The sequence below is a fragment of the Duganella sp. SG902 genome (genome assembly GCF_013376005.1).
In the GTDB taxonomy this organism is placed as follows: Bacteria; Pseudomonadota; Gammaproteobacteria; order Burkholderiales; family Burkholderiaceae_D; genus Rugamonas.
The window spans coordinates 147,039-162,376 of record NZ_JABMJK010000011.1; the positions used below are offsets into that span (position 1 = coordinate 147,039).

The 15,338-nt window shown below is 66.6% G+C and carries 7 protein-coding genes; 3 read left to right on the forward strand and 4 right to left on the reverse strand.

Annotated elements, in window-relative coordinates; all coding sequences use genetic code 11:
• Positions 1–77 precede the first annotated feature (77 nt).
• Positions 78–5,006, forward strand: coding sequence for a response regulator (locus FHW83_RS21940; protein WP_218106393.1), 4,929 nt, complete (start codon positions 78–80; stop codon positions 5,004–5,006).
• Here the strand turns inward: FHW83_RS21940 and FHW83_RS21945 are convergent.
• Positions 4,982–6,142: a putative peptide maturation dehydrogenase gene (locus tag FHW83_RS21945; RefSeq protein ID WP_176648484.1), complete on the reverse strand. Its 1,161-nt coding sequence runs from the start codon at positions 6,140–6,142 to the stop codon at positions 4,982–4,984. The two genes, FHW83_RS21940 and FHW83_RS21945, sit on opposite strands and share 25 nt — an antisense overlap.
• Before the next feature lie 149 nt (positions 6,143–6,291).
• Between FHW83_RS21945 and FHW83_RS21950 the strand changes: the two genes are divergently transcribed.
• Positions 6,292–6,549: an NHLP-related RiPP peptide gene (locus FHW83_RS21950; protein WP_176648485.1), complete on the forward strand. Its 258-nt coding sequence runs from the start codon at positions 6,292–6,294 to the stop codon at positions 6,547–6,549.
• A gap of 15 nt (positions 6,550–6,564) precedes the next feature.
• Here the strand turns inward: FHW83_RS21950 and FHW83_RS21955 are convergent, their stop codons facing one another.
• The 3 genes from FHW83_RS21955 to FHW83_RS21965 all read right to left on the reverse strand — a co-directional run bounded on the left by FHW83_RS21955 (position 6,565) and on the right by FHW83_RS21965 (position 12,851).
• Positions 6,565–8,715 carry a gluconolaconase gene (locus FHW83_RS21955; protein WP_176648486.1) on the reverse strand — a complete coding sequence of 717 codons (2,151 nt, stop codon included), beginning with the start codon at positions 8,713–8,715 and terminating at the stop codon, positions 6,565–6,567.
• 202 nt (positions 8,716–8,917) lie between these two features.
• Entirely contained in the window at positions 8,918–10,588 is a 1,671-nt protein-coding gene (locus FHW83_RS21960) for a DUF2235 domain-containing protein (RefSeq protein ID WP_176648487.1), read from the reverse strand.
• 7 nt (positions 10,589–10,595) lie between these two features.
• Positions 10,596–12,851 (reverse strand): carboxy terminal-processing peptidase, encoded by a 2,256-nt coding sequence (locus FHW83_RS21965; protein WP_176648488.1) that lies wholly within the window; start codon positions 12,849–12,851, stop codon positions 10,596–10,598.
• A 414-nt stretch (positions 12,852–13,265) separates the two neighbouring features.
• On the opposite strand from FHW83_RS21965, the gene FHW83_RS21970 reads away from it, so the two are divergent.
• The gene (locus tag FHW83_RS21970; protein WP_176648489.1) at positions 13,266–15,275 is read left to right on the forward strand and encodes a methyl-accepting chemotaxis protein; all 2,010 of its coding nucleotides are present in this window, start codon (positions 13,266–13,268) and stop codon (positions 15,273–15,275) included.
• Positions 15,276–15,338: the final 63 nt, after the last annotated feature.

A 15,338-nucleotide genomic window follows, 5' to 3' on the forward strand; every position in this document is an offset into this window, starting at 1 on the left:
AGTAGACCAACTATTCCGTATGCTTTCAGACGCAATTCCCATTGCCATCGGGCATGGGAGCTTTTGAACGGTATCTTGTGCGCGATTCTTTCTTTCCTCTTGCTGGCCGCGCTTTAGCGGTCGCGCTGTCGCTGGCCCCGCTGCTCGCCCCTGCCGCGACCACGCCCTGGCAACAGCTCGCGCCCACCATGTTCGAGCACCTGGTGCCGTCCGAACGCGGCTTCCCCAACCCGATCACCATGAGCATGGCCCAGGATGGCGACGGCTTCATGTGGTTTGCCACCCAGGCCGGCCTCGGCCGCTGGGACGGCTACCGCATGCGCAATTTCTTCTTCAAGGCCGACGATCCGCACAGCTTGCCTGGCGACTTTGTCCAGACCCTGCATGTCGACCGCCAGGGCCGGCTGTGGCTGGGCACCACCACCGGCGGCGTCGCCATGTACGACAAGCGCAGCGAAAGCTTCGTGCGCTATCCGGCCGGGCCGCAGGGCCTGAGCAGCCCGGCCATCACCGCCCTGGCCAGCGACGCGCACGGCGGCATCTGGGTCGGCACCGCCGCCGGGCTCGATTACATCGACACCGCCCGCGGCGGCGCCATCCACCATTTCCCGCGCGAAGCCAGCGCCGCCGGCGGCCCGCGCAGCAACCAGGTGCGCGCCCTCGTCATGGACCAGGCCGGCGATCTGTGGATCGGCACCAGCGCCGGGCTGTCGCGCCGCGACAGCTGCAGCGGCCGGTTTGAGGACCTGCCGTTCGCCAACGCACCGGCCGATGCCGTGCTGTCGCTGGCCAGCCATGGCAGCGGCGAAGTGCTGTTCGGCACGCTCAAGAGCGGCGTCGGCGTGGCGCGCGCCGGCGACGCCGCCCGCATACTGACGCTGCCGCAGGTCAAGGACGCCGGCAGCGCCATGGTCCTGTCGATCGCCCAGACCAGCGGCGACAAATGGTGGGCCGCCACCTATGGCGGCGGGGTGATCGAGTTCGACATCAACGGCAACGGCCGCCGCATCGTGCACCGGCCGGCCACCTCGATCAGCCTGGGCCATGACCGCACGGCCGCCGTGTGGCGCGACCGCAGCGGCCTGGTGTGGGTGGCCAATGAACGCGGGGTCGACATCCACAATCCGGCCAACGACACCGTGGCCACCATCCTGGACGGCGCCGGCTTGCCGGAAATCTCCGCCTTCGCCTTCATGACCGACAGCGGCAACCGCCTGTGGGTGGCGCTGGGCGACCAGGGGATCGACTTGATCGGCCCGGACGGCAGCCGCAGCGCCGGGCTGCGTCCGGACCCGGCCCGGCCCGCGCAAGCCCTGCCCAACCGCCTGATCCTCGGCATGGCCGAGGCCGAACCGCAGGAGGCGTGGATCGCCACCGCGCTCGGCCTGTACCGCACCAGCGGCCAGGGCACCCGCGCCGAGCGGGTGCCGCTGCCGCAGACCGATCCCTATCCGCGCATCGGCAGCATCGTGCGGCAGGGCGAGATCTTGTGGCTGGGCGTGCCCGGCGGCCTGCTGCGCTACGACACCCGCGGCCGCGTCGCCCAGCTGTACGGCCAGGGCCCGGCCGCCAGCGGCGGTTTGAGCGACAGCCGCATCACCGCCATGCGCGCAGCGCCGGACGGCACGCTGTGGGTCGGCACCCGTAATGGCCTGAACCACTTCGATCCGGCCACCGGCAAGGCCGAGCAAATTCTGCCCGACGTGGTGCCCAACCAGTCGCTGCCGCACAGCGTGATCACCTCGCTGGCCTTCGATCATCAGGGCCGGCTCTGGATCGGCAGCAACGGCGCCGGCATCAGCATTCTCGCCGGGCAGAATCCGGATGGCACGCGCCGCTTTCTGCGTCTGAGCATGGCCGACGGCCTGCCCAGCCTGACCGTCGCGGCCCTGCAGCCGGACCGTCGCGGCCGCATGTGGCTGTCGTCCACCGACGGCCTGGCCACGGTCGACGAAACCACCCTGAAGGTCCACATCCTGGACCGCGCCGCCGGGCTGGTGTTCCAGCCCTACATCGTTGGCGCGGCCGGGCGCACGGCCCAGGACGATGTGGTGTTTGGCACCTCGGGCGGCTACGTCGTGGTGCGGCCCGAACTGCCGCATCCGTGGCGCTACCAGCCGCCGCTGGTGGTCAGCTCGGTGCGACTGGACCACCAGCTGGTGGCGGCCGCGCCCCTGCTGGCGCCGGGCGCGCGGGCGCTGGCCATCCCGCCCGGCACGCGCAAGGTGGAAGTGGAGGTCGCCGCGCTGGACTATTCCGCCAGCCACCGCAACCGTTACGCCTTCCGCCTGGACGGTTACGACAAGGACTGGGTGGAGGCCGACGCCAGCCACCGCGCCGCCACCTATGCCAATGTGCCGCCCGGCCGCTATCGCCTGGCCATGCGCGGCAGTAACCGCGACGGCACCTGGAGCCCGCATGAACTGAGCATGGAGCTGCACTTCCTGCCGGCCTGGTATCAGACCTGGTGGGCGCGCCTGGGCGCCGTGCTGACGGTGCTGCTCTCCGGCTGGGGCGCCTACCGCTGGCGCGTGCGCAATCTGCAGCAGCAGGTGTATTCGCGCACGCTGCACCTGGAGCGGGTGCACGCCATCGTCAAGTCGATCAACGACGAGCTCGATTTCGACGCCCTGCTCCACACCATCCTGCGCGAGTCGAGCGCGATCGGCGAGGTTGGCGTGGCCTACGCACTGATCTGCGAAGCGCCCGATGGCCCGCTGGCGATCCGCGCCAGCTGGGGCCACGACGCCCTGCCCTCGGCACGCGCCGGCATGTCGCTGGCGGCGGCGCAGGCGCAATTTGTCGACGCCGCCACCGTGGTCGCGCCGGACATGTTCCTCAAGCAGAGCACCATGCTGGCGGTGCGCATCCGCGTCGAGCAGCAGGTGCAGGGCTACCTGGTGTTCAAGCAAAACTCACCGTTCGCGCGCAAGGACCTCGAGATGTTCAAGGCGCTGAAGGAGCCGTTCGTGTCGGCCTTCCAGAAAGCCAGCGCCATCAGCGCCATCCAGCGCGCGCGCGCCGATGCCGAGGCGTCCACCCGCGCCAAGAGCGAATTCCTGGCCAATATCAGCCACGAGATCCGCACGCCGATGAACGCGATTCTCGGCTTCGCCGGCCTCGGCACGCACCTCGACCTGCCGCCCAAGCCGCACGATTACTTCACCAAGATCGGCCGCGCCGGGCAGAACTTGCTGAGCATCATCGACGACGTGCTGGACTTCGCCAAGATCGAATCGGGCAAGCTGGAGCTGGAATCGGTGCCCTTCGACCTGACTGAAACTCTGGCGCAGATTGCCGACCTGTTCTCGTGGCGGGCGGCGGAAAAAGGCCTGGAGCTGCTGACCTGGGCCAAGCCGGACGTGCCGTTGCGGCTGGTCGGCGATCCGCTGCGGCTGAACCAGGTGCTGGTCAACCTGGTGGGCAATGCGCTGAAATTCACGGCCCGCGGGCACATCAGCCTGTGCGTGGAACGGGTGACGGACGCCGACGCGCCGCAAGGGCTGGTGCGCCTGCGCTTCAGCGTGCAGGATACCGGCGTCGGCATCAGCGCCGAACAGCAGGAGCGCCTGTTCCGCGCCTTCTCGCAAGCGGACACCAGCACCACCCGCCTGTACGGCGGCACCGGGCTGGGCCTGGCGATTTCGCAGCAGCTGGTGCAGGCCATGGGCGGCCAGATCGCCATCGACAGCCGTCCCGATCATGGCAGCCGCTTCCATTTCGAACTGACCCTGCAATGCCAGCCGGAGACGGCGCCGGCGCCACCGCCGTCCGCCGCCGCCGGCAAGCGGGTGCTGGTGGCGGCCGCCAACCCCACCATGCGCGACATGCTGGAGCAGCAGTTGCAAAGCGATGCCTGCCAGGTCGCCACGGTCGGCAGCGGCGCCGCCGCGCTGGACTACCTGGCGCGCGCCAATGCCGACCTGGTGCTGCTGGACTGGGATCTGCCGCACCTGAACGGCGGCGCCACCGCGCAGCGCATCCGCGCCGCCCATGCCGGGCTGCCGCTGGTGCTGATGATGACCGAATTCTCGCGCGAGGCGGCCGAACTGGCGGCGGCGGCCGCTGGCGTCAGCGCGCTGCTGGTCAAACCGGTGCACGCGCCACAGTTGCGCGAAGCGGTGCTGGTCGGCCTTGGCCTGGCGCAGCCGGCGCACCCGGCGTTGACGGGCTCCCCCAAGCTGTCCGAGATGGCGCAACGGATCGCCGGCGCGCGCGTGCTGGTGGTCGACGATAACGTCATCAACCAGCAAGTGGCGCGCGAGGTGCTGCTCGGCGCGGGCGTGCAGGTGGAGCTGGCCGGCAGCGGCATCGAGGCCATGCACATGGTCGACCACGGCCGCTACGACGCGGTGCTGATGGATATACAGATGCCCGGCATGGATGGGTACGAGGCCACGGCCCGCATCCGCGCCAGGCCGGAGCACGCCCAGCTGCCGCTGATCGCCATGACCGCCCACGCGGTGGCCGGTTTCCGCGAGAGCAGCCTGGGCATGGGCATGAACGATTACGTCACCAAGCCGATCGATCCGGAGCGGCTATACGCGGTGCTTGCCGCGCAGATCCAGCGCGTGCCCGAGGGCGCACCGGCCGCCGTGCCGGCGCCAGCCGTCATGGCCGCGCCCGCCGCGACCAGCATGGCAGGCATCGACAGCGAGGCCGCCCTGGCGCGGCTGGGCGGCAACCGCAAGCTGCTGTCGGTGCTGCTGGCGCGTTTTGTGCAGGACTTCGAGGCCACCCCGGAACGCTTGCAGGCCGCGCTGGCGCATGACGCCTTCGAGCAGGCGGCGCTGCTGGTGCACAAGGTGCGCGGCGCGGCCGGCAACCTGTCCATGCCGGAGCTGCATCGCAGCGCCGGCGAGCTGGAACAACTGCTGCTCTCGCCACAACGCGAGCGGCACGACCAAGCGCTGGCGGCTTTTGCCGCCGCGCTGGAGCGGGTGATGGAGAGCGCGCAGGCGCCGGACGGCGGCGCGCGCGATCAGATGGCGTCGGTCTCGCCGTAACGCAGTTCAACCATGGTGCGCGGGCCGGCGGCCGCCGGGCCGCAGCCGCACACCGCCACCACCGCGTGGCGCAGATGGTCGAGGTCCAGCATCCGCTCGATATCGACGTCGTTGATGGCGGCCGTGACAAACGCCGGCATGCCCGCCTCCGCCGCCAGCAGGTAAAAGGTTTGCGACAGGTGGCCGGCGTCCAGCGCCAGCGCGCGGTAGGCCTTCTGGTGATTGCGATACTTCCAGAAGCTGCGCTCCATGCGCCCCACCATCAGCACCTGCAACGGCGCGTCGGCCAGCCAGTGCTGGTCGGCCAGCACCTGTTTGGCCAGGGCCGCGGCATGGGCGGCGTCGAAGGTGCGCAACGGCCGCAGCTCATGCGCGATCGGATGGTAGTGGTACAGGCCGGGCGCGATCCCCTCCACCCGCTGCACCAGCACGAAGGCCTCCACCGGATGCAGGCCGCCGCCGGAAGGGCTGGTTTTCTTCAGCACCGAACTATGCGGGCCGACGGTGCGCACTTCCTGCGCACCGAAAGTACGCTGCAGCAGGCGCGCCGCCACCGCCAGCGGCACGCTGGCCTGCAGATCGAAATTGCGTCCGGTGTAACGGTGCAGCAGCGGTTCATCCAGCAGACCGCTGGGCGCGGCGGGCAGCTTGAGCGCACCGTGCGCCGCCAGGTCCAGCGTCGGCGGCGGCGGTTCGCCGAATTGCGCCAGCAAGGCCTCAAAGCTGGGCGCCTCCATACCGTTCTCGCTGGTGACTTCGCGCCAGCGGCCAAAGGTATGGGCCAGCGCCGACAACGGGCGCCAGTGAGTGGCGCGCAAGGTCTCATCACGCTCGCGCGCGGCCGCGTATTGTGGCGTATCGCCGATCAGCAGGCCCAGTTCCAGCAGGCGCGCGACGCACGCCTCGCCGTGGTCCTGCTCGCAGTGCGCGCGCTCGCGCCACACGGTCTGGCTGATGGCGCCCAGCGCCGCCAGTTCGGTCGCGGTGATCGTCAGTTCCTGGTCCAGATGTGGCGCCAGCGCCACCCAATGGCTGTCGGCCGCCAGGCCGCTGGCGCCAGCCAGCACGGCCCGCCAGTCGATGGATAGTTGTTCGCGTGATTCGATGTACAACACGGCGCAGCGGCGGATCTTCATGGCGTCCCATTTGAGCTCAAGGAAGTGTTGAGTCTAGCCGATGCCCGCGCGGGCGGCAACGATCCAGCTTGGCAAACCCATATGTTTGTCGTAGCATGACTCGCGCATGGAGACATGCCATTCATCATTCCAACCGAGGGACTACATATATGAAAAATACCAGTGAACTCAGCGCCATCCTCGACAAGCTCGCGCACGACCATGACTTCCGCGAGCACCTGCTGGCCGACCCGGTGGCCGCACTGGCCGGCGTCGGCGTGACCCTGCATCCGGACGACGTGCCGGCGGAGCGCAGCCTGCCTTCGCATGCGGCGATCGCCGCCGACAAGGAACAACTGGTCAGCAGCCTGGAAAGCACGGCGTCGATGTGGCCATTCCTGCTGTCGGGCGGCGTGATTCCAACCTAAGTTCTCCCTCCCCCGCTAGTCGATCGTGACCGCCAGTTCGCGGTTGCGATTGGCGGCGTTGCCGGCATAGTCCTCCGCCGTGATGCGCAGGATGTAATTGCCCGGCCCCAGTTCCCCCACCTTCCACGCGCCCGGCGTCAGCTTGCCGTTGATCAGCCGGTTGTTGATGGCGTAGGCGAAGCGCGTCTCGCTGGCGCCATGCACCGTGATCCCGCTGCTGGCGGCATAAGCCAGCTTGACCGCCTCGCGGTTGCGCGGCAGGCGGTCGTACTGCTGCGTGATGACCGGTTCCGTCATGCCCGGGATGGTGTCGCCGTCCTGGTTCAATAGCTGGTAACCCAGTTTGTACACACCGAGGCGGCGGCGCTTCTGATTGCCGTTGATCTGATCGCTGGCGTCCACCACGATCTGCACTTCCTTCAGGCTGCGCGGGATGTACAGGCGGCCATCGCGCTTTTCGGTCAGCGGCTTGCCGTCCGCCCCCACCACGCTGATGCTGTTGATCTCCGGCGCGATGGTGTCCTCCAGATCGATGAACGGCAGCAGCAGCGGATTGAGCGGCCCGCCGTTCGGCTTGTAGTCCAGATGCACATGGGCCATACGGTTGATGGTGCCCAGCGTCTCGCCGGCCTCGAAGCGCGTGCCGCGCTTGACGCGCACCGACGCGGCCACGCCCTTCTCGTTTTTGGACACCAGGAAGCGCGCATCGATGGGTTTGTCCTTGCCGTCGCGGCCGACGCGCATGTGCACGTACTGCATGCCGCCGAACGCCAGTCCCTCCGACAATTCGCCATAGCCCCAGCTGGCGCGCGGGTCGGTGACCTTGCCGGCGGTGACGGCCTGCACCGGCGTGCCGATCGCGCCCTGCACGTCCAGGCCGGAGTGGAAATGATCGCGGCTCTCGCCGTCGAAATTGCCGCGCACCTCGCCCATCAGGCCGACCACCTCGTGCGGCTTGTTCTGCGGCTTGACCGGCCACGGCATGGTGGCGCTGTGCGCCGGCAGGCCGGGCAGCGGGCCGTCCGGCAGCGGGTCCTCCTTGCCGCTGGCGATGGCGATGTGATGCAGGCGGAAGGTGGCGCCATCGGTCACGAACAGCGCGCCGTCGCTGGCCAGCGCGATGCCGCGCGGCGAATACAGGCGCACGCTGCCGTCCGCGCCATAGCCCGGCTGGGCCGGATGGTCGACATCCTGCAGCGCCACCACCTGCCCGGCCGGCGTGATCTGCGCCACGCGGCCGTGGCCGCTGCTGGCGATGTACAGGAAGCCGTCGCCGCTCAGGGCGATGCCAACCGGAGAGCGCAGCAGCGAATCGCGGTCGTCTTCCCTGGCCTCGGCGATGGTGCTGACCGCGCCGTCCTTGCCGAGCTTGCGGATGGCGTGATTGGCCGTGTCCGCGATGTACAGCTCGCCGGTGGCGCTGACGGCCAGGCCGGTCGGCGTATCGAACAGCGCCTGCGCGGCCGGGCCATCGGCCTTGCCGGCGCGCTTGCCGCCGGCGATGGTGGTGACCGTGCCGTCGGGCGCGATGCGGCGGATGCGGTCGTTATAGGTGTCGGCCACGTAGACCACGCCGGCGGCATCGACCGCGACGCCAACCGGGCCGTTGAACTGGGCGCCGGCGCCCTTGCCGTCCTTGTCGCCGGCCAGGCCATCGCCGGCCAGCGTCGAGACCACGCCGTCGGGCGTGATCTTGCGGATGGCGTTGTTGCCGGTGTCGGCCACGTAGAGAGTGCCGGCGGCGTCGATCGCCAGGCCGGACGGCGTGTTGAACGCCGCCGCCCCGCCCTTGCCTTCCGCGTAGCCCTCGGCGCCGCCCGCCAGCGTGCCGCTGGTGCCGGTCAGGTCGATCTTGCGGATGGCGTTATTGTCGCCGCCGTCGGCCACGTACAGATTGCCATCCTTGTCCAGCGCCACGCCAAACGGATCGGCAAAGCGCGTGCGCCGGCCGTTGCCATTGCTGGAACCGGGCAAGCCATCGCCGGCGACCGTGGTCACGCGCGCGAACCAGCCGGTGGGCGTGCCGGCCGCCCTGGGCCGCGCCACCGGGCCGGCTTCTTGATGTTGGGACGACTGGTGCACCAGCACGTAGGCGACGCCGCCGCCCACCGCCGCGCCGCCGAGGGCCAGCGCCAGCAATGCGAGTTTGAATTGAGTAGGAGACACTTATCCGAACCTAAACGTTGACTTACAGAAAGCTTAACCGATCTTGGCCAGGTTCAGGCGAAAAAAAAGCCCGCTCAGGGAGCGGGCTGAAGTCTATTTCCGTGGAGGAGATAGAGGAGACAACTGAAGTATGCTGCGTCACAGCATATAAATCCAATTTATCTTTGCAATGGCAGACATTCACAAAATCAATTTCTGGTGTTCAAATCTTTTTCTTCTTGTGGACACGTTCGAAGACTCCCGCGGTTTTCTTCTTCATGGAATAACACATGGAGACGTACAGGGCTAAGTTCAAGAGCGCCTCGCTCATCTGTGCATCGGGCACCAAGCCTGCGGTGATGGTTAGTCCCGCTGAAATGGCCTGTATCCGGCGCTCCAATGTGTCGAGGGCACGCCGCGGGTCAGACGACTGAAGGATGTCTGCCAGCTCGTCCTGTAACTGCTCCAACTGCTCAATGATGAAACTGAAATTCATATCGCCCACGAGCAAGGCGTGCAGCAGGACCGACATCGCAAAACCGTCAACATCGATCGCGTCTTGCCGCAGTGCCGTTTTGATGATGGACGTGGCGTCCCGCGTACGCTCGCCGGCATCGGCAACACTGTGGAACTTTTCCGGTATCGCTTGCCTGACCTCCTCGATGAACCGGGGATCGGGCACGATATTGGCTTGCTGCCGGCCGGCCAGCAGGCGCCCTCGCGTCAAGCCGAGTGCCCACACGAGGTTGATGGTGGCTTCATCCACCGCGGCGAGGCATTGATCGACTTCTGGCCACAAGAAGGCATAGCTAGCGTCGCCGCGCTTCTTAAGGCGCGTGGCGGCGGTGTGGTGCACGGCAAAGCTGTCCAGGTCTTTCTCGAAAAATCCCTGCTGGGCCTCGCTCAGGAAGGGGCGTATGCGCGGCGCGCGGAACCCGTACCAGGGCGCGAACGAGTTACTGACCTCGTGGCGGCCGATGGCGCTATCGGCCGGCGCCGGCGCCGCATCGACGTGCAGGCCCAGCCGCTTGGCCTCCCAGGCCATCCACTCCAGCGCGATATTGGCCAGTGACGCCGACGGGTAACCGCCGCCGACATCGGCGTGCGCGCCGGCGAACCACACCTGCTCCAGCGACTGCCCGCCGCCCTGTCGCATCCGCCAGAACAAGGGTTCGAATTGCTCGCGCAACTCATGCAGCGCCAGCGCGTGGCGAACGTGCGAGATATTCTCGGGCACATCGATCACCTCGTTGTCGGCACGGAAATGCACATGATTGTCGGTGAACCTCATCGCCCCGACGGTGTCCCACACGCCCATCATGTGCACCGGCAGCCGGTAAACGCCGTCGTTGGCACGCGTAAAACCGGTCAGCGCCCGCAGATGATGAGCCAACCGGGCGATGCCATCGAGATCGCCGGAACTGTACAAACGGTAGGCATGCGCGACCTCGTGCAGATAGTCCTTCAGCAGCAGCCCGACCTCCTCCAGGAAACAGGTCAGCGAGCGCACTGCGTAAGCGCCGCGGCTGAAACCGAACAGGAAGATGCGGTCGCCGGGTTGGTAGTGCGCCACCAGGAAGGCATACGCTTCCATGACCTTGGCCGGCATGCCATAGCCGATCGCCCCGCCCAGGCATTTGCGCATCACCTTGGCGAAAATCGCGTCGGATTCACGCGGAATGCCGGCCCGCCGGGCCCACAGCGGCAGCTCATCATAGGCCTCGCGGCTTTCGCCAACGCCCAGGATGTAATGAACGACCTGCTCGCGGCCCGAGCGGGCATACACCCGCTCAAACAGCTTGCGCACATTGGTCACATTCTTCTTCGACGCCTTGTTCCAGGTGCCGTCGATGAACAGAACAATGTTTTTAGACGGCGGCGCCAGCGCTGGCATGTACCGCTTACTTCACGTCGGCCGCGTACGGCAGCACGCGCGAGGCCATGCGGGTGTCGGTCTTCAGCACGCCCACCTCGTCCGCCAGGATGTGGACCGCCTCGTTCAGCAGCACGTCCTTGGCGGCCTTGGCGGCTTTTTCCGCCTCCAGCTCGGCGGCCAGCGAGCGCTCGGCGCCTTGCAGGCCGTCGTCGCTGCGCAGCGCGCCCTTCACCCCCGCCACTTTGGGCGACGGCGCCGGCTTGCCGCTGGCCGGCTTGGCCGAGATCGCCTTGTTCAGCGCGTCGCGCGGATCGGGCACCAGGATAGGATCGTCCGCGCCCGGGGTGTTCGACAGCAGGCGCGCCTCGCGCAGCTTGGCGCGCGCTTCCTGCTGGTCGCGCTCCTTGCGGCGCACCGCCTCGTTCAGCGACACCGAGTTTTCCTTGCGCTGCTTCTTCACCAGCGCGATGTCCTCGGCCAGGTACTGGAAGTCCTTGTCCTTGGCCACGCGCGCCTCGTGTTTCTTGTCCAGCAGCGGCACGATTTCCTTCATGTCGCCGGTCGGGATGTAGATGGCCGGCTTGATCTGGGTCCACGGCAAGGCGTTCTCGTAGCTCGATTCGCCAAAGGTGTCGGAATCGCCCATGGTCGGCAGCTTGATGTCCGGCGTCACGCCGCGCAGCTGGGTGGTGCCGCCGTTGATGCGGAAGAATTGCGCGATGGTGAACTTCAGCTCGCCATAATGCACCTTGTCGCTCTGGGCGAAGCGGTCCAGCCCGAACAGGGTTTGCACCGTGCCCTTGCCGAAGCTCGGCTCGCCGATGATGAGGCCGCGGCCGTAGTCCTGTATCGCGGCGGCGAAGATCTCCGACGCCGAGGCCGAGCCACGGTTGATCAACACGCCCATCGGGCCGTCCCAGGCCATGCCCGGGTTGGTGTCGCTTTCCACTTCGACCTTGTTGTCGCCGCTGCGCTGCATGACCACCGGACCCTTGTCGATGAACAGGCCGGTCAGTTCCACCGCCTCGGTCAGCGAGCCGCCGCCGTTGTTGCGCAGGTCGATCAGCACGTTGTCGACCTTGTCCTTCTTCAGCTCGGCGAGCAGGCGGGCGACGTCGCGCGTGGCCGACTTGAAGTCCTTGTCGCCCTTGCGGCGCGCCTCGAAGTCCATGTAGAAGGTCGGCAGCGAAATCACGCCGACGCGGCGCTTGGCGCTGCCATCCTTGACCTCGTAGATGGTTTTCTTGGCCGACTGCTCTTCCATGCTGATCTTCTGGCGCACCAGCGTCACGAACTGGTGCTTGCCGTCCGGGCCGGCGTCGGCCGGGATGATCTCGAGCTTGACGGTGGAATCCTTGGGACCGCGGATCAGCGCCACCACGTCGTCCAGGCGCCAGCCCAGCACCTCGGTCATCGGCGTTTTCTCATCCTTGGCGACGCCGACGATCTTGTCGCCGACCTTGATCTTGCCCGACAGGCCGGCCGGGCTGCCGGTCACCACCTCGCGCACCACGGTGTAGTCGTCGCGCGATTGCAGCACGCAGCCGATGCCCTCCAGCGACAGGCGCATGGCGATGTCGAAGTTCTCGGCCGCGCGCGGGCCGAGGTAGTTGGTGTGCGGCTCGATCGACATCGCGTACGCGTTCATGAAGATCTGGAACACGTCCTCGTTGGTCAGCTTGCGCGACGGGCTCAGGTAGCCCTCGTAGCGCTTGTCCAAGGTCTCGCGGATCGCCTTGTCGTCCTTGCCGGCCAGCTTCAGGCGCAGCCACTCGTTCTTGACGCGCTTGCGCCACAGGTCCTTGACCTCGGCGTCGCTCTTGGCCCACTCGGCCTTCTCGCGGTCGTACTGATAGGTTTCGTCGGAGGTGAACTCGAACTTGCCCTGCTTGACCAGCTCGCGCGCATAGGCGATGCGCTCGTTGAAGCGCTGCTGGTACAGGTTGAAGATGGCGAACGGCACGCTCAGGTTCTCGCCGTTGATGGCGTCGTCCAGGCGGGTGCGCACGATGGCGTATTGGTCAATGTCGGCCTGGGTGAAGAACATCTTCTCCGCGTCCAGCGACTTGAAGTACCGGTCGAAGATTTTCTCCGACATGGCGTCGTCCAGCGGCGCCGGCTTGTAATGCAGCTTGCTCAGCACGCGCGAGGCCCACAGGGCGGCCTGGGTTTGGCCCGGCTGGGGCTTGAGGGCGGTGTCGGCCGTTTTCTCCGGCACGGCGGCGCCGGCCTGCACTGACAGGGCCGCAAGAATGGCCACCAACAGCATTTGCTTCTTCATCGGCTTACTCCGAAATTAGTAGGTTTGTTGCATGGATGCGTGCCGCTTCATTCTACAGGATAGCAGTGCCTGTACGGGGCTGGTGTTTCGGAGTTTCTCTGGCTAAGCTTAAGGGTAGCTGAAACGAAACATCGCTGAACTCGGTTTTACTACGTAGAATTACTTTCAAGAATGAAACTTTCGTTACAAGTCATTGTTTTATAAATAGAAATCTTTTGAACCGTTCCTCAGTTTAATTGCTTTGCAGCAAAAATCTGCTATCATTCTGGTCTTGACTTCAGTTTGACGGCCTGCGCCATCCACAGCGGCAGTGCCCACTTGCCTTTGCAGTGCTCCATCGACTCCGGAGCATGCTCGACACCGAGCGACCTCAACCGCAGCACATTTTCTAAAAACATCAATATGAAAACAATAATGAATCCCCGTAACTGGGGTGTCGGTACCAAAATTACCGTTTTTACTTTCGGCCTGATCACCGCTATCCTGGCTATCCTGCTCACCCTGATCAACCTGAGCACCTCGGCGATGTTGAAGGACCGCGCCAAGGCCAACGTCGCCAACACCCTGGGCGGCATCAGCAACACGGTGGAAGTGTTCAACACCGCCATGATGAACGAGGCGTCCAGCTTCGCCCGCCTGTTCGCCTCGCAGTTCAGCGGCGGCCAGTTCACGCTGGACCCGGCCACCACGGTCGAGATCGCCGGCAAGCCGACGCCCTCGCTCAAGTTCGCCGGCAAGACGCTGAACATGGATTTCAGCATCCCGGACAAGTTCACCAACGACACCGGCGTGATCGTCACCATCTTCGCCGCCAGCGGCGAGGAGTTCGTGCGCGTGACCACCTCGCTGAAGAAGGAAAACGGCGAGCGCGCGGTCGGCACCCAGCTGGACCACGCCCACCCCAGCTACCCGCTGCTGCGCGCCGGTAACAACTACATCGGCCTGGCCACCCTGTTCGGCAAGCAGTTCATCACCCAGTACGACCCCATCAAGGACGATAGCGGCAAGGTCATCGGCGTGCTGTTCATCGGCCTCGACATCTCCAAGAACATGGCCATGCTGAAGGACAAAATCAAGGCCATCAAGATTGGCGACACCGGCTACGTCTACGTGATCAACGCGGCGGCCGGCAAGGTCCAGGGCAACGCGCTGGTCCATCCCGCCCAGGAGGGCAACAGCCTGTTGGACAGCAAGAGCAGCGACGGCCGCCTGTTCGTCAAGGAAATGCTGGAAGCCAAGTCGGGCAGCATGACCTACGACTGGGCCGACAGCGCCGACGCCTCGCCGCGCGAGAAGATGGTCGAGTTCCACACCTTCAAGCCGTGGAACTGGCTGATCGTGGGCGGCACCTACACCGAGGAGATCACCCACGAGGCGGCCCAGCTGCGCAACCGCTACGCCCTGCTCGGCCTGATCGCGCTGGCGCTGTTCGCCGGCGTGCTGTTCCTGCTGGTGCGCTCGGTCGTGTCGCGTCCGCTGGCGCGCGCCACCGAGGCCGCCGACCGCATCGCCAAGGGCGACCTCGACGTGCACCTGGCGATCGACAACAAGGACGAGATCGGCCTGGTGCTGCGCTCGCTGAACAACATCAGCGACAACCTGTCCGGCGTGGTCGGCCAGGTGCGCCGCGGCGCCGAGCAGATCACCACCGCCTCCAGCGAAATCGCCCAGGGCAACCTGGACCTGTCGGGTCGCACCGAGGAACAGGCGTCCAGCCTGGAGGAAACCGCCGCCTCGATGGAGCAACTGAGCACCGCCGTCACCCAGAACGCCGAGAACGCCTCGCAAGCCAACCAGATGGCGCTGGCCGCGTCCGGCATCGCCGCCAAGGGTGGCGAAGTGGTCGCGCAGGTGGTCGACACCATGGGCTCGATCACCGCCTCCTCGCGCAAGATCGCCGACATCATCTCGGTCATCGACGGCATCGCCTTCCAGACCAACATCCTGGCGCTGAACGCGGCCGTGGAAGCCGCGCGCGCCGGCGAACAAGGCCGCGGCTTCGCCGTGGTGGCGTCCGAGGTGCGCAACCTGGCGCAGCGTTCGGCCACCGCCGCCAAGGAAATCAAGGAACTGATCGACGACTCGGTCAGCAAGGTGGAAGTGGGCAGCAAGCAGGTGGAACAGGCCGGCATCACCATGCGGGAAGTGGTGGACAGCGTGCGCCGCGTGACCGACATCATGGCCGAGATCAGCCACGCCAGCGAGGAACAGCGCGCCGGCATCGGCCAGGTGCACGAGGCCATCACCCAGATGGACCAGGTGACGCAGCAGAACGCCGCGCTGGTCGAGCAGGCCGCCGCCGCCGCGCAGGCGCTGCAGGACCAGGCGCACGAGCTGGAAGACGTGGTGCGCATCTTCAACCTGGGCAGCAACGGCGGCCAGCCTCAGCTGCGCGCCGCGCCGCGCCATCTGGCGCTGAAGTAACCGCGCCGCGCCGGCCCGGCCGCCCCGTCGCAACGGTGGCGGCCTTTTTTCTTTATAATGCCG

What these genes read in the sequence shown, in the direction of transcription:
- FHW83_RS21945 (WP_176648484.1), bottom strand. Translation starts at nt 6,142, where the DNA reads ATGAAGATCCGCCGCTGCGCCGTGTTGTACATCGAATCACGCGAACAA.
- FHW83_RS21950 (WP_176648485.1), top strand. Translation starts at nt 6,292, where the DNA reads ATGAAAAATACCAGTGAACTCAGCGCCATCCTCGACAAGCTCGCGCAC.
- FHW83_RS21960 (WP_176648487.1), bottom strand. Translation starts at nt 10,588, where the DNA reads ATGCCAGCGCTGGCGCCGCCGTCTAAAAACATTGTTCTGTTCATCGAC.
- FHW83_RS21965 (WP_176648488.1), bottom strand. Translation starts at nt 12,851, where the DNA reads ATGAAGAAGCAAATGCTGTTGGTGGCCATTCTTGCGGCCCTGTCAGTG.
- FHW83_RS21970 (WP_176648489.1), top strand. Translation starts at nt 13,266, where the DNA reads ATGAATCCCCGTAACTGGGGTGTCGGTACCAAAATTACCGTTTTTACT.